The organism is Ruegeria sp. H4, from assembly GCF_056533065.1.
In genome coordinates this window covers 1,221,394-1,242,564 of sequence record NZ_JBQFOC010000001.1, presented here as the reverse complement: position 1 = coordinate 1,242,564, position 21,171 = coordinate 1,221,394, and the positions used below count along the sequence as shown (strand labels likewise).

Genomic DNA, 21,171 nt, shown 5'->3' with positions numbered 1-21,171 from the left:
AAGATTACCTCAAACAGAGGGAGGCGCGTTGTGAATCAGCACTATCGGGATACCCGCAAAATCGACCCAACCCGCGGCGAAACGCTGGGCGATGGCACACCGAACGACAACGACAGAATCGAGATCGGGCCCACGCAGTTGGCCTTTGACGAATGGTCAGCCGCAGGGCTGATCTTGCCCAATCTGGACCAGATGCGCGCGTTTCGCTGGAAACGCCTAACCCAGGCTATCGTAGATCGCGGTTATGGTGGTTTGCTGATTTTCGATCCCCTGAACATCCGTTACGCGACCGACAGCACAAATATGCAGCTTTGGAATACACACAACCCATTTCGTGCAGTCCTGCTGTGTGCTGATGGCTATATGGTGATCTGGGACTATAAGAACTCCCCCTTCCTCTCCACATTCAATCCTCTGGTCCGCGAGCAGCGCTCAGGCGCGGATTTGTTTTACTTTGACCGCGGCGACAAGGTGGATGTGGCCGCCGATGTGTTCTCGAACGAGGTGAGGCTGCTGATCGACGAACATGGCGGCTCCAACAAACGGCTGGCGGTCGACAAGATCATGCTGCACGGCCTGCGCGCGCTTGAAGCACAGGGTTTTGAGATCATGGAAGGCGAGGAGCTGACCGAGAAAACCCGCGCCATCAAAGGACCCGACGAAATTCTGGCCATGCGCTGCGCCAGCCATGCCTGCGAAACCGCCGTGGCCGAAATGGAGGCGTTCGCGCGCGCCAATGTGGGCGATGGAAAGACATCGGAAGATGACATCTGGGCGGTTCTGCATGCCGAAAACATCCGGCGCGGTGGTGAGTGGATCGAGACGCGCCTTCTGGCGTCGGGCCAACGCACAAACCCCTGGTTTCAGGAATGCGGGCCCCGGATCACGCAGCAGAATGAGATCATCGCATTCGACACCGATCTGATCGGATCCTATGGGATTTGCATTGATATTTCACGCACTTGGTGGATCGGAGATCAGAAGCCGCGTGCCGATATGATCTACGCAATGCAACATGCGCATGAACATATCATGACCAATATGGAGATGCTGAAGCCTGGTGTCTCGATCCCCGAATTGACAGCGAATTCGCACCGGTTGGACGACAAGTTTCAGGCCCAGAAATATGGCTGCCTGATGCACGGCGTAGGCCTGTGCGATGAATGGCCACTGGTCGCTTACCCGGACAAGGCCGTAGCCGGGGCCTATGATTACCCGCTGGAACCCGGCATGGTGTTGTGTGTCGAGGCTGCGGTTGGCGAGGTGGGCGGCGATTTCTCGATCAAGCTGGAAGATCAGGTTCTCATAACCGAAGATGGCTATGAAAACCTGACGCGATATCCGTTTGATGCCCAGCTTATGCGTTTGGAGTAACCCGCTTAGTCAGACCAGGTCGATCGCCGCACGTTTCCATGCCAGTCTTCAATGGGCTGGTTGATTGTATGTGAATGCTCATTCTCGGTCGGCGGCAAGGCCTGGCCCAGTGCGAACCCCAAGACGACGGCCAGAATAAGTGCGACCAGCCGTTCCATGCCAACCCAGGGTGCATTTGGCTTTGCTGCAATATCTACCATTTTTCCCTCCGGTTATGGTTTCGATAGCGGGAAGATGGGCCTTCAAGTAAAATAAGTGAAACGAATATTTGATTGCATATATATCACAAAATGAAATAAATGATCCACATCCCCATTTCGATGGCTGACCGCAAACCCGTCGGCAACCTAACAGCAGTCTCTCACCTTACCGTGACGCCTTTGACATATAGGTTGTGGCAGGCCTTGCATGATCGCAATATTGCAATCGCCCCCAACGGAAGGAGCCGAAATGCCCACGGAACGCATAACCTTTGCCGGTCATGACAGCGGCCAGCTTGCCGCTCGACTGGATCTACCTGATGCTCCGGTACTGGCGACGGCCCTGTTTGCGCATTGCTTTACCTGTTCCAAGGATATCCCTGCGGCACGCCGTATCTCGGCCCGATTGGCGGCGATGGGGATCGCTGTGCTCAGGTTCGATTTTACCGGACTGGGGCATTCTGAGGGCGAGTTTGCCAACACCACTTTCACATCGAATGTTGAAGACCTGATTGCGGCGGCAACGTATCTGGCAGGCCGAAACATGGCACCGGCCCTGCTTATTGGCCATTCGCTTGGGGGTGCTGCTGTACTGCGCGCCCGCGCGGGTATCCCGTCGGTCAAAGCGGTGGTGACGCTTGGCGCCCCTGCAGACCCCAGCCATGTTTCGCACCATTTCGAACAGGCCCTGACCGAGATACAGCAGGAAGGCAGCGCCGAGGTCTCGCTGGGTGGTCGACCGTTCCGCATTGGCAAAGCGTTTGTGGACGACATTGCTGAAACGGCCCTAACACCCTCGGTGGCAGAGTTGAAAGCCGCCTTGCTGATCCTTCATGCACCCTTGGATGAAACAGTCAGCATCGACAACGCCAGCACCATCTTTCTGGCCGCCAAGCATCCCAAAAGCTTTGTGACGCTTGATGACGCTGATCACCTAATCACCCGCGCCGCGGATGCGGAATATGCGGCAGATGTGATCGCTGCGTGGGTGTCACGATATGTGCCCCTGCGCCCCCCGGCCCCGCCTCCCGGCGCGCCCGAAGGCGTTATTCGCGTGACCGAAGCAGACCCGGATGGGTTTTTGCAGGATATTCAGGCCGGGCCGCACCATCATGCTGTGGCGGATGAACCTGTGTCATATGGCGGCACAGATCGCGGAATGTCGCCTTATGGGTTCGTCTCGTCCGGGCTTGGGGCCTGCACGTCGATGACCATTCGCATGTATGCAAGACGCAAACGGTGGCCTCTGACCGGCATCAGTGTGGACGTGTGTCATGACAAAGTTCATGCACAGGATGCAGGGCTGGCAAATGAAGGCAAAGTGGACCAGTTCAATCGCAAAATCCGGCTTCAGGGTCCTCTGACCCAGGAACAAAAAGAGCGGCTGCTGGAAATTGCCGACAAATGCCCCGTGCACAGAACGCTGGAAGGCTCGGCACTTGTTACGACCATACTGATTGACAACTGATTGGAATAGCTGCCACAAGGCCGCTCTATCAGGCAGTAAGCGGCGGGCGCATGGACAAACAGATCGTTTGCATCAACTGGGGCACGCGCTACGGTGCCCCCTATATCAACCGTCTGTACCGGATGGTCTGCGCCAACACGACGCCGCCGTTTCGATTTGTCGCGTTTACTGACACGCGCGAAGGGGTCGACCCCGGCGTTGAGTGCTTTGACCTGCCCGAAATGCCGGGGTTCATGCCCAAACGCACCATCGGCCAATGGCCGAAATCCAGGCTTTGGGCTGCTGAACTGGCCGATCTAAAGGGGCCATTTCTGTTCCTGGATCTGGATGTTGCAATCACGGGCTCTTTGGACCCGTTTTTTGAGTTTGGCGATGCGGACGATGTTGTTCTGGCGCGCAACGTGGCCAAACCGTTGAACCGGTTGGGGCAGACCTCAATCTACCGTATGCCGGTTGGTGCACTCGCCTCGCTTCAGGATGTCTTTGCCGCCGACCCTCAGGGCGTGGCCGACAAATACCGGTTCGAGCAGCATTTCGTCACGAAGAATGCGCCAAACGGGGTGAAGTTCTGGCCAACCGGATGGGTCCGCCATTTCCGGATCGAGTGCATTCCGACTTTCCCACTGAACTACTTCAAGGACACGTGCCCGCCCAAAGGAACTCGCGTGGTCATCTTTGCCGGATCGTTGAACCCGCCGGACGCGATCAAAGGGCAATACAACGACGCGGTTCCGCACCTGCCTCCGAAACAGCATATCCTGAGGGCGCTCAGGTCAAAGCACAAACTCCGCGCGATGCGACAGTACTTTCGACCTGCGAACTGGGTGGCCCGAATCTGGGATCAGGCCGAACGCAACTAGTTTCGACCCGCTTTCGTAACCCAGGCAAAATCTCAAAAACAAAAAAAACCGCGCCGGATCTCTCCGGCGCGGGTCACTCAGATTGAAAATGACAATCGCGGTCAGCCGCGCGCGTTTCCGACCAGTTTCCAAACCGCAGGGATCAGCAGTGCAGCCAAAGCCAGCTTGATCGCATCCCCTGCCAGGAACGGTGTCAGACCCCATTCAAGGATCGGCTTATCCCAACCATACAGTTGGCCCAGCCACAGCAGGCCGGGAACATAGATCAGCACGTTGGCCAAAAGCAGTGCGAATGCCAGTTTGCCGACCGAACGGTCCCAACCGCGGGCAGCCAAAGCGCCCAGCATGACGGTGGCAAGCAGATAGCCAACCAGATAGCCGCCCGTGCCGCCCATCATGTAGGTCAGGCCAAATTTCTCAGCCGACGAACCGGCAAAAACGTCAAAGCCCAAAGCACCGACCAGCAGATAGCCCATCATGGTGACCAGACCCAGACGCGCGCCATAGGCTGTGCCGATGGTCAGAACGGCAAAGGTACCCATTGTCATCGGGACCGGCCACATTGGCACTTTGATCTTTGCGGCGATGGCCAGAGCGGCGGCACCCAAGACAACCAGGGCCACCTGCTTGACGCGCAGCGCCGTTCCTTCGCGCGGGCCAAATGCGTTGGCCAAAACGTTTGCGTTCATCTCATATCTCCACGTTCGGATTTATTTGCACCTGCAGCAATGCCTGTTCCGGGCGTCTGCTGCAAGATGATTACGCTATCGCAGCGTGTATTTGGTCTCCATTTCATAAGATTTTCGCGGCCCAGACACGGTCCAACAGACTGTCCAGATCGGCCATCCCGAGAAATCGTAATCTGCATCATAGCTGTCAGGGGGGCAATCATGATGGTCGATCACCGTGGTTTCGCCAAGTTTCAGCGTATGAAAATACCGCCCATCGTCAAAATAAACGGAAATGCGATCCGCATCTGACCGCCAAAGATAGCGACGGGTGCCTTTCATCGGCGGCTGACCTGGAACACGCACCGTCACCTCTTCGCTATAGGTCAGACCGTTGGCATCTGGCACTAGATCGGCGATGCCATCGGCCTGCACAATCTGCCCGGCCTTGTTGTCGCGGATTTTTCGCGTCAGAAGCCAGGTCCCGGCGAAATCCGTCAAATCGCGTGGCAGAATCATTCCGCAAACACGCCATCTGTTGCATTGCCAGCGTCATCAATAAACCGGATCGTCTGACCGTTTTGTTGAACGTCGTAACAGGCCCAGAGGTCCGACGGCGGCCAGTACGAACAATAGCGATCATCCCGAACGGCCCAGCTGCCCGCGCTGGGTCCGCCCGAGAAATAGTTGGTCAGCATCGAGCCCTCGAAGGTTTGCCAGACACCGCCGCCATAATCCAGCTTTCGCTCGGTTAATGCCGCCAGTATTTCAGGGCCTGACAGCTCTCTGAACTCGCTTGCAGACAAAACACCCGGCCAGATCGCTAGAATCAGGGCAAACCGTCTCATATTTGCACTCTCGTCTTGTTCCTGTGGCTGCTCAGGTTTAAACCCCGCGGCATCACCCACTGCCCAATCACAATAAGGCGATGCTGCCAATGATTCCACGTTATTCCCGCCCCGATATGGTCGCCCTCTGGTCGCCTAAATCCAAATTCCGCATTTGGTACGAGATTGAGGCACATGCCTGCGACGCCATGGCCGATCTGGGCGTGATCCCGCGTGAGAACGCCGAGGCCGTGTGGAAAGCCAAAGACGTGGAATTCGATGTGGCTCGGATTGACGAGATTGAGGCCGTCACCAAGCATGACGTCATCGCCTTCCTGACCCACCTGGCTGAACATGTCGGCAGCGAAGAGGCACGTTTTGTGCATCAGGGCATGACGTCTTCGGACGTGCTGGACACCTGTCTCAACGTGCAACTAACCCGTGCCGCCGACATTCTGATCGCAGATCTCGAAGGACTGCTGGCGGCCCTGAAACGCCGCGCGATCGAGCACAAACATACCGTTCGCATTGGCCGCAGCCACGGCATCCATGCCGAGCCGACCACGATGGGCCTGACCTTTGCCCGCTTCTACGCCGAGATGGACCGCAACCTGTCCCGTATGCGCGACGCCCGTGCAGAAATCGCCACCGGCGCGATCAGTGGCGCGGTTGGCACTTTTGCCAATATCGATCCGCGTGTCGAAGAACATGTCTGCGACCAGTTGGGGCTTGTGCCAGAGCCGATCAGCACGCAGGTCATCCCGCGCGACCGTCACGCAGCCTTCTTTGCGACACTGGGCGTCATCGCCAGCAGCATCGAAAACATCGCCATCGAAATCCGCCACATGCAGCGGACCGAGGTGCTGGAAGGGGCCGAGTTCTTCTCGATGGGGCAAAAAGGCTCCTCAGCCATGCCGCACAAGAAAAACCCGGTTCTGACCGAAAACCTGACCGGTCTGGCTCGTATGGTGCGCGCGGCTGTGATCCCGGCGATGGAGAATGTGGCGCTTTGGCATGAACGCGACATCTCGCATTCCTCGGTCGAACGTATGATCGGACCCGACGCCACAATAACGCTGGACTTTGCTCTGGCCCGTCTGACCGGCGTGATCGACAAGATGCTGATCTTCCCGGAAAACATGCTGGAAAACATGAACAAATTCCCCGGACTGGTCATGAGCCAGCGCGTTCTGCTGGCCCTGACCCAGGCAGGTGTCAGCCGCGAAGATGCCTATGCCATGGTTCAGCGCAACGCGCTGAAGGTCTGGGAACATCGGACCGACTTCAAAGAAGAACTGCTGGCGGACGCCGATGTCACCGCTGCGCTGAGCGCCGAGGAAATCGAAGAGAAGTTCGACCTCGGCTATCACACCAAACATGTCGATACGATTTTCGAGCGAGTGTTTGGCGAATAAGCGCCTGCGACAACGCAGAAAAAGCGCGGCCAGCCTGATGCTGGCCGGGCTTTTTGGTGAATCCACGGGAATCGGGTAGTCTGGTGAAGATACTTCCGCGAAAAGGACAGATCATGATCAGAACCGTATTTTGCTCAATCGCACTTGTTTGCATGGCCTCAGCCAGCCTGGCCTGCAGCGGCCATAGCAAACAAACCCAGTCCTGTATCGAGGGGACAACCTGGGACCAGGAAACCCAAAGCTGCCTAAAAATCATCAACAGCTGAAAAATTTCTTTCCTGTTTGTGAATAAATGCGACCGATCCGGTGTTAGCTTTTTGGAAGATCACACTATGATTTCAAAAAGCAGACCTGAGAACGGAGTCGAATAATGCGCCTTGTCTTAGCATCCGCAATCGCGTTTCAAGCCTTTGCCTTTGCCCCTGCCGTCCACGCCGCAGGCGGCGACAGCAATCCGCCCAAGCCTACGAATACCACAAAGAAATGCCTGTTCGGCCGGGTGTATGACGAAGCGGCCGGCAGATGCGTAAAGCCGGACAAGAACAAATTCTCGGATGATCAGCTTTATGACGCGGTTCGTGAGCTGGCCTATGACGGCCAGTACAAAAACGCTCAGGGTATTCTGCGCATCATGGATCAGGCCGATGACCGTGTTCAAACCTATTGGGGCTTTACCTACCGCAAGATGGGTGAACTTGAGCTGGCGAACCTGTTCTATGAAAAGGCCATCGCCGCTAACCCCGATAACATTCTGGCCCGCAGCTATATGGGTCAGGGGTTCGTAGCCGAAGGCAAAACCGATCTGGCCATTGAGCAGTGGCGCGAGATCAAAGCCCGTGGTGGCGAAGGCACCTGGGCCGAGGCTTCGTTGCGCGAAGCCATCCAGACCGGTCTTACATACAGCTACTAAGTCCTTTGAACAGCGGCACATCGCCAGCTTCCCGGAAATGCAAAAAAGCATCAGCCGGGACTGGCGATGCGTTTGTTTTGGTGCATCGGGCTTCAGCCTTTCTTTACCCGACTCTCTTTATGCTGACTGCGGAACTGAATTTGGCTCGGCAGGCACATGCAGGATACAAACGCACTGATAAAAATGGCTCCGGGGGCGACGCCACCCGCGGGCACCGAAAGCAGCGCTGCCAAGATCGTCCCCAGATCGCTGAGCAGTTTGCAAAAAGCTGCCGTTGTTGTGCGGCTTTTGCTAAACGAAGGCGCGGATATCCCGCTAGAGGACCTGCCAGACGATCTGCAGGAACGGCTCACGCATCAGCTTGGCCAGATGGGTTTGGTGGATCGGGTCACACTGGATTCCGTGGCGCAAGAATTTGGGGATGCCCTTGATAACGTCGGATTGTCCTTTCCCCATGGGCTGGCCGGCGCGCTGGATGCCATAAACGGTAAGATTGCCCCTGCGACGGCTGCACGCTTGCGCAAGGTTGCCGGTGTTCGCCAGATTGGGGACCCATGGCAGCGTTTGCGGGAAATCCCAACTGAAGAACTGGCAGTCTTAGCGCAAGCCGAAAGCACCGAGGTGGCCGCTGTCATGCTGTCCAAGCTTGATACGGCGCAGGCCGCGCAGCTTTTGGGCCACTTGCCCGGCCCGATCGCGCGGCGCATCACCTACGCGATATCAAAAACCGCCAGCGTCACACCCGAAGCGGTGGAACGTATTGGCTGGTCGCTGGCCTCGCAACTGGATCAACGTCCGGCACAAGCCTTTAGCGATGGCCCGGGCGCGCGTGTCGGGGCAATCCTGAACCAATCCGCTGCTGCAACCCGCGACGGTTTGCTGGATGCTTTGGATGCCGAAGATGCCGATTTCGCCAGCGTTGTTCGCCAATCCATCTTTACCTTTTCGCATATCCAGACCCGTATTCAGGCACGCGATATCCCGGCGGTTCTGCGCGAGGTTGAACAACCGGTTCTGATCACCGCCTTGGCAGGCGCTGCTGCAGATGATGACAAGGCATCGGTTGAGTTTCTGTTGTCGAACATCTCCGCCCGAATGGCCGATAACCTGCGCGAAGAAATGGCCGAGCGCGGGCGCGTCAAACAAGCCGAGGCCGAAGAGGCAATGACTCAAATCATTGGCGCCGTGCGCACTCTGGTTGATGCAGGCTCGATCATTCTGGTCGAAACCGAAGAGGACGAAGACTAGATCCTTCGCTCGCTGCTTCTAAGGGTCAAACCAACCAGTCTGGCGTCAAGCGTGCTTGAACGCTTGAGATTGCAGGTCCTGACATATATGTCTGACCCCAAAATGCGCAAAACGCGGTGAGACGCTTTCATGCCCGTCGAAAAGTCAAGGCTCAGCCGAAGTGAGCTTGCAAAATACTATGTCGCCAATCTGTTCCTGAAGGGGTTCATCGGCACGATGCGCTTGCTGCCTTACGAGCGGCGCATCGCCACAATGGGCGCAATCGTCCGCGGCCTTGCCCCCATTGTCGGCTTTCGACGTCGGGTTCTGCGTAACCTGAACCTCACCTGCCCCGATCTTTCAGACGCTGAGGCGAAGAAGATCAGTAGCGATGTCTCTGACAATGCCGGGCGCGCAATTATGGAGCATTTTTCGCCCGAGGGGTTCATCGAACGTCAGAAACACGCAAAAATAAGCGGGCCCGGTATCGAAGCCTTTGACGCAGCGATTGCCGAAGGTCGCCCGGTCATGATGATCACCGCGCATTTCGGGCACTATCTGGCTGCACGCGTTGCACTTCAGCATCTCAGCGACAAACCGATTGGCTGCCTGTATCGCCGCATGGCGAACCCCTATTTTAACGATGCCTATGTCGAAGCCTTCTATAAATCCGGCTCGCCGATGTTCGAACAGGGCCGGCGCGGCATGGTGGAAATGGTCAGGTCCCTCAAGAACGGCGGCATCATCGCCATCGTTTCGGACCTGCATTCACAGGGTGGCGAACAGCTGCAGTTTTTCGGTAAACCGGCGATCACATCGGTCTTGAATGCTGAACTGGCGATAAAATACAAAGCCGTCTTGATCCCGTGCTACGCGGTTCGTCAACCCAACGGGCTGGATTTTGAGATCATCCTGCACGACCCCGTTCCGCACACGACCCCGCAAGAGATGACGCAGTTTACCAATAATGATCTGGAACAGATGGTTCGCCAGCATATGGGCCAGTGGTTCTGGATTCACCGCCGCTGGAAACACTGGAAGGGCCTTGGCGTCAGCCCTGAGGAAATGCCCTAATCATTTCACATTGGCGGCGGCGACAATGGGTCCGTGTCCGACTTGCTGCACCAGAACCACGGCAGGGAATTCGGCGCTCAGAGAGGTCTCGAATCTCTGCGGCGCGGTGCCATCCCATTGACCTGCGATCTGCCAGTTTTCAACAACGTTGGCATAGTCCAGTTCATGCCCGGCCAACTCACCCCGACGGATCGAGGCATGCCGCATCGGAGAATACTGAACCACCCGCACATCATAGACCTGCCCATTGGGCAATGCGACTGGGGTAACATCGACCAATATTGCATCCCCATCACGTCGGGCCTGAACCGAAGCCTGGGGCACGGTCGCCAAGTGCGTCTCGATCAACTGGTTCAACTCGCCTGCTTTGGCGCCGACAACATCCTCTTGTCCGTTGATCACCATCTGAGGCGTATAGATCATAGACCGCCCGTCCTGACGCGCATAGGCGCGCTGTCGCAACGTATGATCAGGATCTGCATATTCATCTTTCCAGCCGATATAGTCCCAATAGTCCACATGCAGCGCCAGACCGATCACATCGTCGCGTTTAGCGAGTTCGTGCATGATCCGGTCGGCTGGCGGGCAAGACGAACACCCCTGCGAGGTAAACAGCTCAATGACAACCGGATCTTCTTCGGCCGCAGCATGGGTCGCGAGCAGAAGGGCAAGAACGGTTGTGACAACAGTGGCTTTAAACATCGGTAGGCCTTGGCTGGTTGGGCTGTTCAGAAGGTTTAGCTGCTTTGACGTTCAACCTCCAATCAAGGTTTCTTGAAACGCGGTAAGAATACACTTAGATTGCTGTGTACAGTGGTATACAAATATCAAATCAAAAGCGCTGATCACCCTTGAACCGACAGTGCTGGTGATGCAGATAAAGTGTAGCGACCCCATAATCCAAGTCATTTGAGAGGGAGGCCAAAAGATGCCAATCAAAGTCGGACAGGACACCGCCAAGACCCGCCGCAGCCTGAGCGTGAATGGCACATCCATTTCCTATTATTCGATCCCTGCGGCGCAAGAGGCCGGTCTCGGCGATTTCTCGAACCTGCCCGCCGCGTTGAAAGTGGTGCTCGAAAACATGCTGCGGTTCGAGGATGAGGGTTTCTCGGTCTCGGTTGATGACATCAAAGCCTTCGCCGAATGGGGTGCGAATGGGGGCAAAAACCCGCGAGAGATCGCTTATCGCCCTGCCCGCGTTCTGATGCAGGATTTCACCGGTGTTCCGGCGGTCGTCGACCTTGCCGCGATGCGCGACGGGATTAAGGGCTTAGGTGGCGACGCACAAAAGATCAACCCGTTGAACCCGGTCGATCTGGTCATCGACCACTCGGTCATGATCGACGAGTTCGGCAACCCACGCGCCTTTCAGATGAACGTGGACCGCGAATATGAGCGCAACATGGAACGGTACCAGTTCCTGAAATGGGGTCAGACCGCGTTCAACAACTTCCGCGTTGTGCCCCCTGGCACCGGCATCTGCCATCAGGTGAACCTGGAATACCTGGCTCAGACTGTCTGGACCGATACGGATCAGAACGGGGAAGAGGTCGCCTACCCCGACACGCTGGTCGGCACCGACAGCCACACCACCATGGTCAATGGCATGGCCGTGCTGGGCTGGGGCGTTGGCGGAATCGAGGCCGAAGCCGCGATGCTGGGTCAGCCAATCTCGATGCTGATCCCCGAGGTTGTGGGCTTTGAACTGACAGGGTCCATGGTCGAAGGCACCACCGGCACAGACCTGGTTCTGAAAGTAGTCGAGATGCTGCGTGAAAAAGGCGTCGTCGGCAAATTCGTTGAATTCTACGGCGAAGGTCTGGACCATCTGCCGCTGGCGGATCGCGCGACCATCGCCAATATGGCACCTGAATACGGTGCGACCTGTGGCTTCTTCCCCATCGACGGAGAGACCCTGCGCTATATGCGGAATACAGGCCGCGACGAAGACCGCATTGCGCTGGTCGAAGCCTATGCCAAGGAAAACGGGTTCTGGCGCGGTTCGGATTATGCACCGATCTACACCGATACATTGACGCTGGATATGGGCACCATCGTACCTGCGATTTCCGGCCCAAAACGTCCGCAGGACTATGTTGCGCTTACGGATGCCAAAACCGCCTTCACAAAGGAAATGACTGAGACGTTCAAACGCCCGATGGGCAAGGAAGTCGCCGTCAAAGGTGAAGACTACACGATGGAATCGGGCAAGGTTGTGATCGCGTCGATCACCTCCTGCACCAATACGTCGAACCCTTATGTTATGATTGGTGCGGGTCTGGTGGCGCGTAAGGCAGCGGCTCTGGGTCTGGATCGCAAACCTTGGGTCAAGACCTCTCTGGCGCCGGGATCGCAGGTTGTGTCGGCCTATCTTGAGGCTGCTGGCTTGCAGGATGATCTGGACAAGATTGGCTTTAACCTGGTGGGCTATGGCTGCACCACCTGTATCGGCAACTCGGGCCCAATCCAGAAGGAAATCAGCGACGCCATTGCCGAAGGCGATCTGGTCGCCACATCGGTTCTGTCGGGCAACCGCAACTTTGAGGGCCGCATCTCGCCTGATGTACGCGCCAACTATTTGGCCTCGCCGCCGCTGGTTGTGGTCTATGCGTTGGCCGGTACGCTGGATATTGACCTGACTTCGGACCCCATCGGTCAAGACAAGGATGGCAACGATGTCTACATGAAAGACCTTTGGCCCAGCCAAGCTGAGATTGCGGAACTTGTTCAGGCGACCGTGACCCGCGAAGCGTTCCAGTCTAAATATGCGGACGTCTTCAAGGGCGACGAGAAATGGCAGAGCGTTGAGGTGCCGCAACAAGAAACCTATGACTGGCCGCCAACCTCAACCTATATCCAGAACCCGCCTTATTTCCAAGGTATGGGGGCTGAACCGGGTACCATCTCGAATATCGATGGGGCCAAGGTGCTATTGATCCTGGGGGACATGATCACCACCGATCATATCTCACCCGCCGGATCGTTCGCGACCACCACCCCTGCCGGGAAGTATCTGATCGAACGGCAGGTGCAACCGCGCGAGTTCAACTCGTATGGATCACGCCGCGGCAATCACGAGATCATGATGCGCGGTACCTTTGCCAATATCCGCGTCAAGAACGAGATGCTGGATGGCGTTGAAGGCGGGTACACGAAAGGACCTGATGGCCAACAGACCTCGGTCTATGAGGCGTCGATGGCCTATCAGGAACAGGGCACGCCCTTGGTGGTATTCGGCGGCGAGCAATATGGCGCGGGCTCGTCCCGCGACTGGGCAGCCAAAGGGACCGCCTTGTTGGGTGTGAAGGCCGTGATCGCGGAAAGCTTTGAGCGCATCCACCGGTCAAATCTTGTTGGCATGGGTGTTATTCCGCTGGAATTCACGGGCGGGGACACACGCAAAACACTGGGCCTGAAAGGTGATGAGACAGTGTCGATTCATGGGTTGGATACGGTCGAGCCGTTGCAAGAGGTACCCTGCACGATAACCTATGGCGATGGGTCCGAGAAGACCATCACCCTGAAGTGCCGGATCGATACCGCTCCCGAGATTGAATACATCGAAAATGGCGGTGTGTTGCATTATGTGTTGCGAAATCTCGCCAAGGCTGGCTGAGGCCGCTTTGTTCGTGGCCGTAAAAGGACGCCTACGGGCGTCCTTTTTGCATTTTTTAGCGAGGCTCTGCCTCGCGCTCCGAGGTATTTACGAACAGAAGAAGTTGAATATCGCCCATAATCCGGGTCTGGTCAGCGCAAGGAGGCTGGTATGGATAAAGTGGCATTGATAACAGGCGGCGCGCGCGGAATTGGGCGCGCAATTGTCGACGAATTGCGCGGCGACCACCATGTGGCGTTCACTTGGTTGGCGAGCGAACCCAAGGAGAAAAGCGAGTGTCTGGCCTTGCGTTCTGACCTAACAGCAGAAGGGCAGCCCGAGGCGGTTATTCAGCAGGTCATAGAAAAGTTTGGACGTCTCGATCTGATCGTGAACAATGCCGGAGCGGTTACGATGACCCCGAAAGACGTGTTCGATAAGGATGATCACCTCTCCATATTAGACCTGAACCTGCTGGTGCCCGCCGCTTTGCTGACCGCAGCTTTGCCGCATCTGAAACCGGGCGCCGCGATTGTCAGCATCTCTTCGATGAATGCCGTTCTGCCGCCCAAGGATGCGGTGACCTATGGGGCCAGCAAAGCCGCACTGAACTTGTGGACGCGTGGTATGGCCAAAGAACTGGGGCCCAAGGGTATTCGTGTGAACGCCGTGGCCCCTGGCGCGATCAACATCCCCGAGGCGCCGCGCCCGGATGACCTGACCGCCTTATTCGTCAAGGATACCGCAGTTGGACGCGTAGGCCGGCCAGAAGATATTGCAAAGACTGTTCGGTTTTTGGCCTCGGATGACGCCAGTTTCATTACGGGTGAAGTTCTGGGCGTTACCGGCGGGTATCGGTTATGAGCCGCCTGCCGCCTGTTCCAGAGCAGGCCGGATCGTGCTTTCGATAACACGCCGCGTAATCGGCCCGGCGAAGCGTAGGATCACGGTACCCTCGCCATCGATCACATAGGTCTCGGGCACGCCGTAGAGGCCCCAATCCAGAGCCATACGCCCCTGCTCATCTCGGCCTATGCCTGAATAGGGATCGCCTAGTTCTTGCAGAAAGCTTTCGGCATTATCCAACTGATCTTTGTAGTTGATGCCGTAGACGGGGATGCCTTCGGCAGACAGCGCTTCGAGGTTGGGATGCTCGGCCCGGCAGGGAGCGCACCAGCTGGCCCAATAGTTGACCAGTTTAACCTTGCCATCCCTCAGCGTTTCATCGTTGAACAAGGTTTTGCCGGGAAACTCGGTCAGGACGACAGGTGGTGCAGGCTGTCCTTGCCGCGCCGAGGGCAGCGCGTCAGGATCCTCACGGAACATGCCAATCCCGGCAAGAACCGCAAATGCGCCGAAGATCAGGGGTGGCGCGATCATAAGGGGCGAAATCTTAGCCATTGCGCGTAACCCTTTGTTCAACCTTTTCCATCTCGGTCCGTACTTTGCGGCCGCGTATCACGCTGATCGCGACCAGCGCCAGCAGCAAAATGATTGAAACGGCATAGGACCACAGAACAGCATCTGCATATTTTCCAAGATCGGGGATCATCCGCCCACCCTTTCACGTGCCAGCAGGGCCTTGACGCGCCGCGCGCGGATTTCGGTGCCCGTGCGGTACAGAACCAGCGCGACGAACAGCAAAACAAAACCGATGATGCAGATCAGAAGCGGGTAGAAGAAGATGTTGCTCACCTTCTCCTCGGTATCAGTACCTGTGATGGCTCCGGCTCGCATAACGGATGCGCCCTGATGCAGGCCTTGGTTCCAGAAATTCACTGCATAGCGGCTGAGGATGGCGAAGACCGAGCCCACCAGACACAAGACCGATGTCAGGTCGGCCGCCGTATCAGGGTCTTCTATGGCTTCCCAGAGCGCCACATAGCCAAGGTAGAACAGAAACAGGATCAGGAATGAGGTCAAGCGCGGATCCCACGCCCACCAGGTGCCCCACATGGGTTGACCCCAGATCGCTCCGGTTGCCAATGCAATCAGAGTCATGACAATGCCCACTGGGGCTGCGGCCCGGGCGGCCAGGGCGCTGACATGATGGCGGCGCACCAGCCAGATCAACGAGGTTACCAGCATCATCAGCCAGCAGTTGATGGCCATCAATGCCGCAGGAACATGCAGATAGATGATCTTGACGGTCGATCCCTGCTTGTAATCGTCCGGCGTGAAGAAAAAGCCCCAGACAAGCCCGACCGTCAGACACAATGCTGAGGTGATCCAGAAAAACGGCAAGATGCGTTCGCTGGTGGCAAGAAATTTGCGCGGATTGGCATATTCCCAAAGGGCGTTGGCTCTGGCTGCGATTGTCATGGCTGATATCTAGTCTGAAACCGGCAGTTTCTCAATTGACCTCCGTCAAGAATGTGGCGCTTCACCGCAGATTGATCCGTAGCACAGCCGCGCTGGCAAATGGCAGCAAGGCAATCGTGGCGGCGGTAATCCCGGCCAGCATCAGCAGTGGGGTCTGTGTGTCCATTCCGGTCGCACCGCGACGGGCGACCTCTGCCCCGAAAATCAGAGTCGGAACGTAGAGCGGCAGCACCAAGAGCGAAAGAAGTAACCCCCCACGTTTGAGCCCAACGGTCAAGGCCGCGCCGAAGGTGCCGATCACGCTCATGGCCGGGGTGCCCAGCAGCAGTGAGATCACCAGCCCAAAAAAGCCCGGTGCTGGCAGGTTCAGCAAGATGCCCAGAAAAGGCGCTGCCAAGACCAATGGCAAGCCAGTTGTTATCCAATGTGCAAGCGCTTTGATCGACACAATGGCTTCGAGCGGCAACGGAGCGGTTGCGAGAAGATCCAGTGATCCATCCTCCCAATCCAACGCGAGGAGACGGTCGAGCGAAAGCAGACAGGCCAGGAGCGCACCGAGCCATAGAATGCCGGGTGCGATGGTGGACAGCAGCGCCGACTGCGGGCCAACTGCAAAGGGCACCAGAACCGTCACGATCAGGAAAAAGGCCAGCCCCAGACCAAAGCCGCCCCCGGCCCGGAAGGCCAGTTTCAGGTCGCGCAGCAGCAGAGCGATCACAGGAACCCTCCGTCCAGGTCATCGGTCAGGTCAAGACGGGCTTTGTAGGGACCGACATCCAGTATTTCAGCTTCAAGACCCAGATCGATATGGGTGGCGATCAGGGCGGAGCCGCCCTGCCCCAGATGTCTTTGTACGGTTGACGCGAACATTTGCACCGCGCTTTGGTCCAGGGAAACGGTCGGCTCATCCAAGGCCCAGATTGATCGGCCCGTCACCAACATGCGCGCCAAGCCCAGCCGCCGCTTTTGACCTGCTGACAGATTGCCCGCGTGGCGATCTGCAAGCGCGTTCAGATGAAAGGCATCCAATGCGGGCTGGATGTCATGCGTTCCGAAGACCTCAGCCCAAAAGGTGAGATTCTCGGTCACGGTCAGGGTTGGTTTCAACCCGTCTGAATGAGAGGCGTAGGCGATCTGATCCTCGGCCCCGTCGATACGCCCGGACAGCGGTGGTTGCAGACTTGCCAAAGTGCGCAGCAGCGTTGTCTTGCCGATGCCGTTCGGTCCGCGAACGATCAGAGCCTGACCGGGGGCAAGCGAGAAGCTCAGCCCTTCGAGCACGGGAATGCCGCCACGCGCAATCGCCAGATTTGTCACCGTGAGTGTCATATCCATCGCTTATCTGATTGGAGAGGCGGGCAAAAGGATGGATTTGCCGCAGGGTTCATAGGCCTGTTCATATGGTGAGTGCGGGAGCGAGAGGCCAGCCTCTCGCGCTCTCCGGGATATTTTTTGGCCAGATGAAGGAGGATCCGTTTACACGGGGATCAAGGCAAGCGCGATGCGGCGACCTTCAGAGAGCAGCACGTTATAGGTGCGGCATGCGGCGGGTGAATTCATGATCTCGACACCAAGGCCCGCCTCTTCCAAAGCGTTGCGCAGGTCTGCTGGAATATGGGATAGCTCAGCGCCTGTACCAATGAACAAGACATCGACCACATCTGCAAGTGCCAGCAGATCGTCGACCTGTGCATAGCCGTCCCAGAGTGTTGTTCCTGTTGGACCGGTCAGGATGCCGCCGTGATGCAACTGTCCACCAATGCGAAAAAAACCGGGGCCATAGCCATCGACTGGCTGGGCATTTGTATAGGTGATCTCATTCAATCGCATGCGTGTCTTTTACCCCCAAAGCGGCAGGCCGGACAAGGCGGCAAAGGCAATCGCCAGATAGGCTGCGTTGCGGTAGATGCGCTCGCGCTCAGGTCGGAATAGCCAGCCGCCCAGCCAATTGCCCAGCAGGTTTGGTATCGCAAGCGCAAGCCCCAGACCTGCGGTTGCATAGGTGACTTGCCCCATTGCCGTCAAAAACCCCAGCAGCAGGAAGTCGAACGCTAGAAGGAACAACAAGATGGTTGCCCGGATCACCTCGACCGGCAGCGGGCGTGACATATAAAAAAGAATGACAGCTGGCCCCGGGAGGCCCGCAACGCCGCCCAGGAAACCCGCTGCGGCACCGATCGCGTTGACCATCATGTGGCTGACGTGACCGTGATAGCGCAGGCCCAGGATCAAGATGGCTAGCATGGCCAGCGCAAGGCCGCTGACCGCGTAGCGGAACACATCCGGGTCGACTTGGGTAAGAAGCCACAGGCCTACGGGCAAGACCAAGGCGCAGCTTATTACCAAGCGCCACAGGTCGGCCTGATTCACAGACACCCAAGCCCTTCGCAGGTTGGGCAAAGGGCCGAAGACATCCATGATGGTTAAACCGATCAGGGCACCAAACGGACCCAAATGCGGCGTTGCAAGGGGAAGGAAGATCAGCGCAGTTCCAAAACCTGAAAACCCGCGTACAACACCGCTGAGACCTGCGGCAAAGACAATGATGGCCAGCCCCTGAGGGGACTGGCCGAAAAGCTCAGGCATCCACGTTGGCAAACTGGTTGCCCGCGTTGTTCGATGGCTTGGACCAGTCGCGTTTGACCCCCAGCCACAGCAAGATGGTCGATGCGACGAAGACCGACGAATAGGTTCCCACGATCACGCCCCAGATCATCGCAAACACAAAGCCTCGGATCACGTCGCCGCCCAACACGTAAAGCGAGATCAGCGCGAGCAGCGTGGTGACCGAGGTCATGACCGTTCGGCTGAGCGTTTCGTTGATCGAGATGTTGAGCACCTCTTTGAGGTCTTTCTTTTTGTACTTCCGCAGGTTCTCTCGCACCCGGTCGAACACGACCACGGTATCGTTCAGCGAGTAGCCGACGATGGTCAGCAGTGCTGCGATGATGGCCAAGTCGAAGCGAATCTGTAGTTCCGAAAAGATGCCGATGGTCAGGATCACGTCATGCACAAGGGCCGCGACCGCGCCCAGTGCGAATTGCCATTCGAAGCGAAGCCAAATGTAAACAAGCACCGCGCCAATGGCCAATGCCACGGCGATGATCGCCGTTTGGATCAATTCGCCGGATACTTTCGGGCCGACCGATTCGACTGAGACAAACTGAATATCCGGGATCACGATTTTTAACGCATCTTCGACAGCGGTGATTGTCGCCGCCTCGACCGCTTCGGCATCGGCCTGCGCCTGGATGCGGATCATCGCGACGTTTTCGTCCGAGCCAAAGGTCGGGTCAAAAATCTCGGTGATCGTCACATCGCCAAGCCCCAAAGGCGCGATGGCATCGCGATAGGTGCCCACGTCAATTTCAACCGCACTTTGGGTCCGAATGGTCGTGCCACCGCGGAAGTCGATACCAAAGTTCAGCCCCTGCAAAAGGAAAGAGGTGAAGGCGATGACCATCATCAGGCCCGAGATACCCAGCCAGAGCTTCCAGCGGCTGAAGAAATCGAACGAGGTGTTCTGGGGTACGAGTTTCAGTCTCATGTCAAACCTCGATCGTTTTCGGGCGGCGGCGTTCGAACCAGATCACAACCAACAGTCGCGTGACGAAGATCGCCGTAAAGACCGAGGTCAGAATACCCAACCCCAGTGTAATCGCGAATCCGCGTACCGGCCCGCTGCCCATGGCAAACAGGATCACGGCGGTGATGAACGTGGTGACGTTGGCGTCCACAATAGCTGACAGCGCCTTTTCATAACCCAGCTCGATCGCGCGTGCCGGGCCTTTAGCGGATTTCAGTTCTTCTCGGATTCGTTCAAAGATCAGCACGTTGGCGTCAACGGCCATACCAACTGTTAGAACTATGCCCGCGATGCCTGGTAGAGTTAATGTAGCTCCGATGAGGGATAGAAGGCCGAACAGAAGGCCCACGTTGATGATGAGCGCGACATTGGCGAAGAGACCAAACAACCCGTAGCTGAGCGCCATGAAGGCCAGCACTGCCACAAATGCCACAATGGTTGCGACCTTACCTGCATCGATACTGTCTTGGCCCAGCTCTGGTCCGATTGTGCGTTCTTCCAGAAAGACCAACTCTGCCGGCAGGGCACCCGCGCGAAGCAAGATTGCAAGGTTAGTGCTTTCCTCAACGGTGAAATTTCCGGTGATGATCCCAGACCCACCCGGGATATGGCTTTGGATAACAGGGGCCGAGATGACCTCATCATCCAGCACAATCGCGAACGGCGCGCCGATATTGTCGCGAGTGTAGTCACCAAACTTCCGGGCGCCCGAAGTGTTAAAGCGGAAGCTGACAGCCGGGCGGCCATTTTGGTCAAAAGAGGGCTGCGCATCCACCAGTTCCTCACCGGTAACCACCGGAGCGGATTCGATGATGTAGAAGATACCGTTTTCATCAATCGACGGCACCACCTCTTGACCGATGCCAGCGACGGCATCTGGATCGGTGCCGCGATTGATCACGGGGTTAAAGGTCAGCTGCGCCGTGGTTCCTATAATATCCTTCAGCTCTCCAGCGCTGCCGATCCCCGGCACCTGGATCAGGATACGATCCGAACCCTGACGTTGGATGGTTGGTTCACGCGTACCAACCTCATCAATCCGGCGGCGCACGATTTCCAGCGCCTGACGTACCGTTCGGTCATCCGAGGCAAGCTTCTCGGCTTCAGACAGTTGAACGACGATCGTGTCCCCATCGGCGCGGGCTTCAATATCCGTGGCACCAACCCCGGTTAGGGTTTGTACCTGACGGGCAAGCCCTCGAACAACCTCAAGCGCGCGGGGCATGCCTTCGGGCTGGCTGATGCGCACACGAATCTCACCGGGTGCTGCGTCCTGCCTGCGGATCGTACCCACTGTGGACCGTTCATCCCGCAACGCGTCGCGGATTTCCGGCCACATCGCCTCCATCCGCGCTTCGTAGACATCTTCTACCTTTACCTCGGCCAGCAGATGCGCGCCGCCCCGAAGATCAAGGCCCAGATTAACTAGCGAAGATGGCAGCCAGTTCGGCCATAACGCGGCCTCGGCCTGATTTTCTGGCGTATCCGCGCCCAGCTCAATCGCAGCTTTGGCGTCGTTCGAAAGCTCGACCCGCGTGTAAAACGCATTCGGCAGGGCCAAGAGCAGGCCGGTCACGCAGACCAGCCAGATCAGAACCCGCTTCCAGGTATCAATTTGCAGCATTACCCTGCCTTTTCAAGG

General features: G+C 57.2%; 23 protein-coding genes. 9 read left to right on the top strand and 14 right to left on the bottom strand.

The genetic code is table 11. The features are described from left to right. The first annotated feature begins 30 nt into the window (after positions 1 to 30). Positions 31 to 1,374, top strand: a complete 1,344-nt coding sequence (dddP, locus tag ACR0KG_RS06315) for a dimethylsulfonioproprionate lyase DddP (protein ID WP_480826786.1) — start codon at positions 31 to 33, stop codon at positions 1,372 to 1,374. A 5-nt stretch (positions 1,375 to 1,379) separates the two neighbouring features. Here the strand turns inward: dddP and ACR0KG_RS06310 are convergent, their stop codons facing one another. Continuing rightward, complete coding sequence (locus ACR0KG_RS06310) at positions 1,380 to 1,574, bottom strand: hypothetical protein (protein ID WP_480826785.1); 195 nt, start codon at positions 1,572 to 1,574, stop codon at positions 1,380 to 1,382. 250 nt (positions 1,575 to 1,824) lie between these two features. Here ACR0KG_RS06310 and ACR0KG_RS06305 point away from each other — a divergent pair, with 250 nt between their 5' ends. Both ACR0KG_RS06305 and ACR0KG_RS06300 read left to right on the top strand, forming a co-directional pair. After that, positions 1,825 to 3,042, top strand: a complete 1,218-nt coding sequence (locus ACR0KG_RS06305) for a bifunctional alpha/beta hydrolase/OsmC family protein (RefSeq protein WP_480826784.1) — start codon at positions 1,825 to 1,827, stop codon at positions 3,040 to 3,042. Positions 3,043 to 3,092: 50 nt separating this feature from the next. Beyond that, entirely contained in the window at positions 3,093 to 3,902 is an 810-nt protein-coding gene (locus tag ACR0KG_RS06300) for a glycosyl transferase (RefSeq protein WP_480826783.1), read from the top strand. A 101-nt stretch (positions 3,903 to 4,003) separates the two neighbouring features. Here ACR0KG_RS06300 and ACR0KG_RS06295 read toward each other — a convergent pair whose 3' ends face one another. From ACR0KG_RS06295 to ACR0KG_RS06285, 3 genes are all read right to left on the bottom strand, one after another. Further along, positions 4,004 to 4,591, bottom strand: coding sequence for a biotin transporter BioY (locus tag ACR0KG_RS06295; protein WP_480542377.1), 588 nt, complete (start codon positions 4,589 to 4,591; stop codon positions 4,004 to 4,006). Positions 4,592 to 4,666: 75 nt separating this feature from the next. After that, positions 4,667 to 5,089, bottom strand: a complete 423-nt coding sequence (locus ACR0KG_RS06290; RefSeq protein ID WP_480542375.1) for a DUF6314 family protein — start codon at positions 5,087 to 5,089, stop codon at positions 4,667 to 4,669. Beyond that, the gene (locus tag ACR0KG_RS06285) at positions 5,086 to 5,418 is read right to left on the bottom strand and encodes a hypothetical protein (RefSeq protein WP_480546747.1); all 333 of its coding nucleotides are present in this window, start codon (positions 5,416 to 5,418) and stop codon (positions 5,086 to 5,088) included. Before ACR0KG_RS06285 ends, ACR0KG_RS06290 begins: the two co-directional genes overlap by 4 nt. An 89-nt stretch (positions 5,419 to 5,507) precedes the next feature. Between ACR0KG_RS06285 and purB the strand changes: the two genes are divergently transcribed. The 4 genes from purB to ACR0KG_RS06265 all read left to right on the top strand — a co-directional run bounded on the left by purB (position 5,508) and on the right by ACR0KG_RS06265 (position 10,023). Next, positions 5,508 to 6,812, top strand: coding sequence for an adenylosuccinate lyase (gene purB / locus ACR0KG_RS06280; protein WP_480546745.1), 1,305 nt, complete (start codon positions 5,508 to 5,510; stop codon positions 6,810 to 6,812). 370 nt (positions 6,813 to 7,182) lie between these two features. After that, positions 7,183 to 7,722 (top strand): tetratricopeptide repeat protein, encoded by a 540-nt coding sequence (locus ACR0KG_RS06275; protein ID WP_353006402.1) that lies wholly within the window; start codon positions 7,183 to 7,185, stop codon positions 7,720 to 7,722. 156 nt (positions 7,723 to 7,878) lie between these two features. Beyond that, positions 7,879 to 8,970 carry a flagellar motor switch protein FliG gene (locus tag ACR0KG_RS06270; protein ID WP_480826782.1) on the top strand — a complete coding sequence of 364 codons (1,092 nt, stop codon included), beginning with the start codon at positions 7,879 to 7,881 and terminating at the stop codon, positions 8,968 to 8,970. Positions 8,971 to 9,099: 129 nt separating this feature from the next. Further along, on the top strand, positions 9,100 to 10,023 hold the full coding sequence (locus tag ACR0KG_RS06265; RefSeq protein ID WP_480542367.1) for a lysophospholipid acyltransferase family protein: 924 nt from the start codon (positions 9,100 to 9,102) through the stop codon (positions 10,021 to 10,023). On the opposite strand, the gene ACR0KG_RS06260 is transcribed toward ACR0KG_RS06265, so the two are convergent. Beyond that, on the bottom strand, positions 10,024 to 10,725 hold the full coding sequence (locus ACR0KG_RS06260; RefSeq protein WP_480542365.1) for a DUF1223 domain-containing protein: 702 nt from the start codon (positions 10,723 to 10,725) through the stop codon (positions 10,024 to 10,026). Between the two features lie 226 nt (positions 10,726 to 10,951). Between ACR0KG_RS06260 and acnA the strand changes: the two genes are divergently transcribed. Further along, positions 10,952 to 13,642, top strand: a complete 2,691-nt coding sequence (gene acnA / locus ACR0KG_RS06255; protein ID WP_480826780.1) for an aconitate hydratase AcnA — start codon at positions 10,952 to 10,954, stop codon at positions 13,640 to 13,642. A 150-nt stretch (positions 13,643 to 13,792) separates the two neighbouring features. Beyond that, complete coding sequence (locus ACR0KG_RS06250) at positions 13,793 to 14,485, top strand: SDR family NAD(P)-dependent oxidoreductase (protein ID WP_480546733.1); 693 nt, start codon at positions 13,793 to 13,795, stop codon at positions 14,483 to 14,485. Here the strand turns inward: ACR0KG_RS06250 and ACR0KG_RS06245 are convergent. The 9 genes from ACR0KG_RS06245 to secD all read right to left on the bottom strand — a co-directional run bounded on the left by ACR0KG_RS06245 (position 14,480) and on the right by secD (position 21,153). After that, the gene (locus tag ACR0KG_RS06245; RefSeq protein ID WP_480826779.1) at positions 14,480 to 15,022 is read right to left on the bottom strand and encodes a DsbE family thiol:disulfide interchange protein; all 543 of its coding nucleotides are present in this window, start codon (positions 15,020 to 15,022) and stop codon (positions 14,480 to 14,482) included. The genes ACR0KG_RS06250 and ACR0KG_RS06245 overlap by 6 nt on opposite strands. Then, positions 15,015 to 15,173 carry a heme exporter protein CcmD gene (gene ccmD, locus ACR0KG_RS06240; RefSeq protein ID WP_480826778.1) on the bottom strand — a complete coding sequence of 53 codons (159 nt, stop codon included), beginning with the start codon at positions 15,171 to 15,173 and terminating at the stop codon, positions 15,015 to 15,017. Before ccmD ends, ACR0KG_RS06245 begins: the two co-directional genes overlap by 8 nt. Beyond that, positions 15,170 to 15,943 carry a heme ABC transporter permease gene (locus ACR0KG_RS06235; RefSeq protein ID WP_480826777.1) on the bottom strand — a complete coding sequence of 258 codons (774 nt, stop codon included), beginning with the start codon at positions 15,941 to 15,943 and terminating at the stop codon, positions 15,170 to 15,172. Before ACR0KG_RS06235 ends, ccmD begins: the two co-directional genes overlap by 4 nt. A 61-nt stretch (positions 15,944 to 16,004) precedes the next feature. Beyond that, positions 16,005 to 16,661, bottom strand: a complete 657-nt coding sequence (ccmB, locus tag ACR0KG_RS06230; protein WP_480542353.1) for a heme exporter protein CcmB — start codon at positions 16,659 to 16,661, stop codon at positions 16,005 to 16,007. Beyond that, entirely contained in the window at positions 16,658 to 17,272 is a 615-nt protein-coding gene (ccmA, locus tag ACR0KG_RS06225) for a heme ABC exporter ATP-binding protein CcmA (protein ID WP_480547292.1), read from the bottom strand. Before ccmA ends, ccmB begins: the two co-directional genes overlap by 4 nt. A 147-nt stretch (positions 17,273 to 17,419) precedes the next feature. Further along, the gene (locus ACR0KG_RS06220; protein WP_480546731.1) at positions 17,420 to 17,773 is read right to left on the bottom strand and encodes an Mth938-like domain-containing protein; all 354 of its coding nucleotides are present in this window, start codon (positions 17,771 to 17,773) and stop codon (positions 17,420 to 17,422) included. 9 nt (positions 17,774 to 17,782) lie between these two features. Beyond that, complete coding sequence (locus ACR0KG_RS06215; protein ID WP_480542349.1) at positions 17,783 to 18,529, bottom strand: TSUP family transporter; 747 nt, start codon at positions 18,527 to 18,529, stop codon at positions 17,783 to 17,785. After that, positions 18,522 to 19,490: a protein translocase subunit SecF gene (gene secF / locus ACR0KG_RS06210; RefSeq protein WP_480826776.1), complete on the bottom strand. Its 969-nt coding sequence runs from the start codon at positions 19,488 to 19,490 to the stop codon at positions 18,522 to 18,524. Before secF ends, ACR0KG_RS06215 begins: the two co-directional genes overlap by 8 nt. A 1-nt stretch (position 19,491) precedes the next feature. Further along, positions 19,492 to 21,153, bottom strand: a complete 1,662-nt coding sequence (secD, locus tag ACR0KG_RS06205; protein ID WP_480546727.1) for a protein translocase subunit SecD — start codon at positions 21,151 to 21,153, stop codon at positions 19,492 to 19,494. Between the last annotated feature and the right edge of the window lie 18 nt (positions 21,154 to 21,171).

What these genes read in the sequence shown, in the direction of transcription:
- ACR0KG_RS06310 (WP_480826785.1), bottom strand. Translation starts at nt 1,574, where the DNA reads ATGGTAGATATTGCAGCAAAGCCAAATGCACCCTGGGTTGGCATGGAA.
- ACR0KG_RS06305 (WP_480826784.1), top strand. Translation starts at nt 1,825, where the DNA reads ATGCCCACGGAACGCATAACCTTTGCCGGTCATGACAGCGGCCAGCTT.
- ACR0KG_RS06300 (WP_480826783.1), top strand. Translation starts at nt 3,093, where the DNA reads ATGGACAAACAGATCGTTTGCATCAACTGGGGCACGCGCTACGGTGCC.
- ACR0KG_RS06295 (WP_480542377.1), bottom strand. Translation starts at nt 4,591, where the DNA reads ATGAACGCAAACGTTTTGGCCAACGCATTTGGCCCGCGCGAAGGAACG.
- ACR0KG_RS06290 (WP_480542375.1), bottom strand. Translation starts at nt 5,089, where the DNA reads ATGATTCTGCCACGCGATTTGACGGATTTCGCCGGGACCTGGCTTCTG.
- ACR0KG_RS06285 (WP_480546747.1), bottom strand. Translation starts at nt 5,418, where the DNA reads ATGAGACGGTTTGCCCTGATTCTAGCGATCTGGCCGGGTGTTTTGTCT.
- purB (WP_480546745.1), top strand. Translation starts at nt 5,508, where the DNA reads ATGATTCCACGTTATTCCCGCCCCGATATGGTCGCCCTCTGGTCGCCT.
- ACR0KG_RS06275 (WP_353006402.1), top strand. Translation starts at nt 7,183, where the DNA reads ATGCGCCTTGTCTTAGCATCCGCAATCGCGTTTCAAGCCTTTGCCTTT.
- ACR0KG_RS06270 (WP_480826782.1), top strand. Translation starts at nt 7,879, where the DNA reads ATGCAGGATACAAACGCACTGATAAAAATGGCTCCGGGGGCGACGCCA.
- ACR0KG_RS06265 (WP_480542367.1), top strand. Translation starts at nt 9,100, where the DNA reads ATGCCCGTCGAAAAGTCAAGGCTCAGCCGAAGTGAGCTTGCAAAATAC.
- ACR0KG_RS06260 (WP_480542365.1), bottom strand. Translation starts at nt 10,725, where the DNA reads ATGTTTAAAGCCACTGTTGTCACAACCGTTCTTGCCCTTCTGCTCGCG.
- acnA (WP_480826780.1), top strand. Translation starts at nt 10,952, where the DNA reads ATGCCAATCAAAGTCGGACAGGACACCGCCAAGACCCGCCGCAGCCTG.
- ACR0KG_RS06250 (WP_480546733.1), top strand. Translation starts at nt 13,793, where the DNA reads ATGGATAAAGTGGCATTGATAACAGGCGGCGCGCGCGGAATTGGGCGC.
- ACR0KG_RS06245 (WP_480826779.1), bottom strand. Translation starts at nt 15,022, where the DNA reads ATGGCTAAGATTTCGCCCCTTATGATCGCGCCACCCCTGATCTTCGGC.
- ccmD (WP_480826778.1), bottom strand. Translation starts at nt 15,173, where the DNA reads ATGATCCCCGATCTTGGAAAATATGCAGATGCTGTTCTGTGGTCCTAT.
- ACR0KG_RS06235 (WP_480826777.1), bottom strand. Translation starts at nt 15,943, where the DNA reads ATGACAATCGCAGCCAGAGCCAACGCCCTTTGGGAATATGCCAATCCG.
- ccmA (WP_480547292.1), bottom strand. Translation starts at nt 17,272, where the DNA reads ATGACACTCACGGTGACAAATCTGGCGATTGCGCGTGGCGGCATTCCC.
- ACR0KG_RS06220 (WP_480546731.1), bottom strand. Translation starts at nt 17,773, where the DNA reads ATGCGATTGAATGAGATCACCTATACAAATGCCCAGCCAGTCGATGGC.
- ACR0KG_RS06215 (WP_480542349.1), bottom strand. Translation starts at nt 18,529, where the DNA reads ATGCCTGAGCTTTTCGGCCAGTCCCCTCAGGGGCTGGCCATCATTGTC.
- secF (WP_480826776.1), bottom strand. Translation starts at nt 19,490, where the DNA reads ATGAGACTGAAACTCGTACCCCAGAACACCTCGTTCGATTTCTTCAGC.
- secD (WP_480546727.1), bottom strand. Translation starts at nt 21,153, where the DNA reads ATGCTGCAAATTGATACCTGGAAGCGGGTTCTGATCTGGCTGGTCTGC.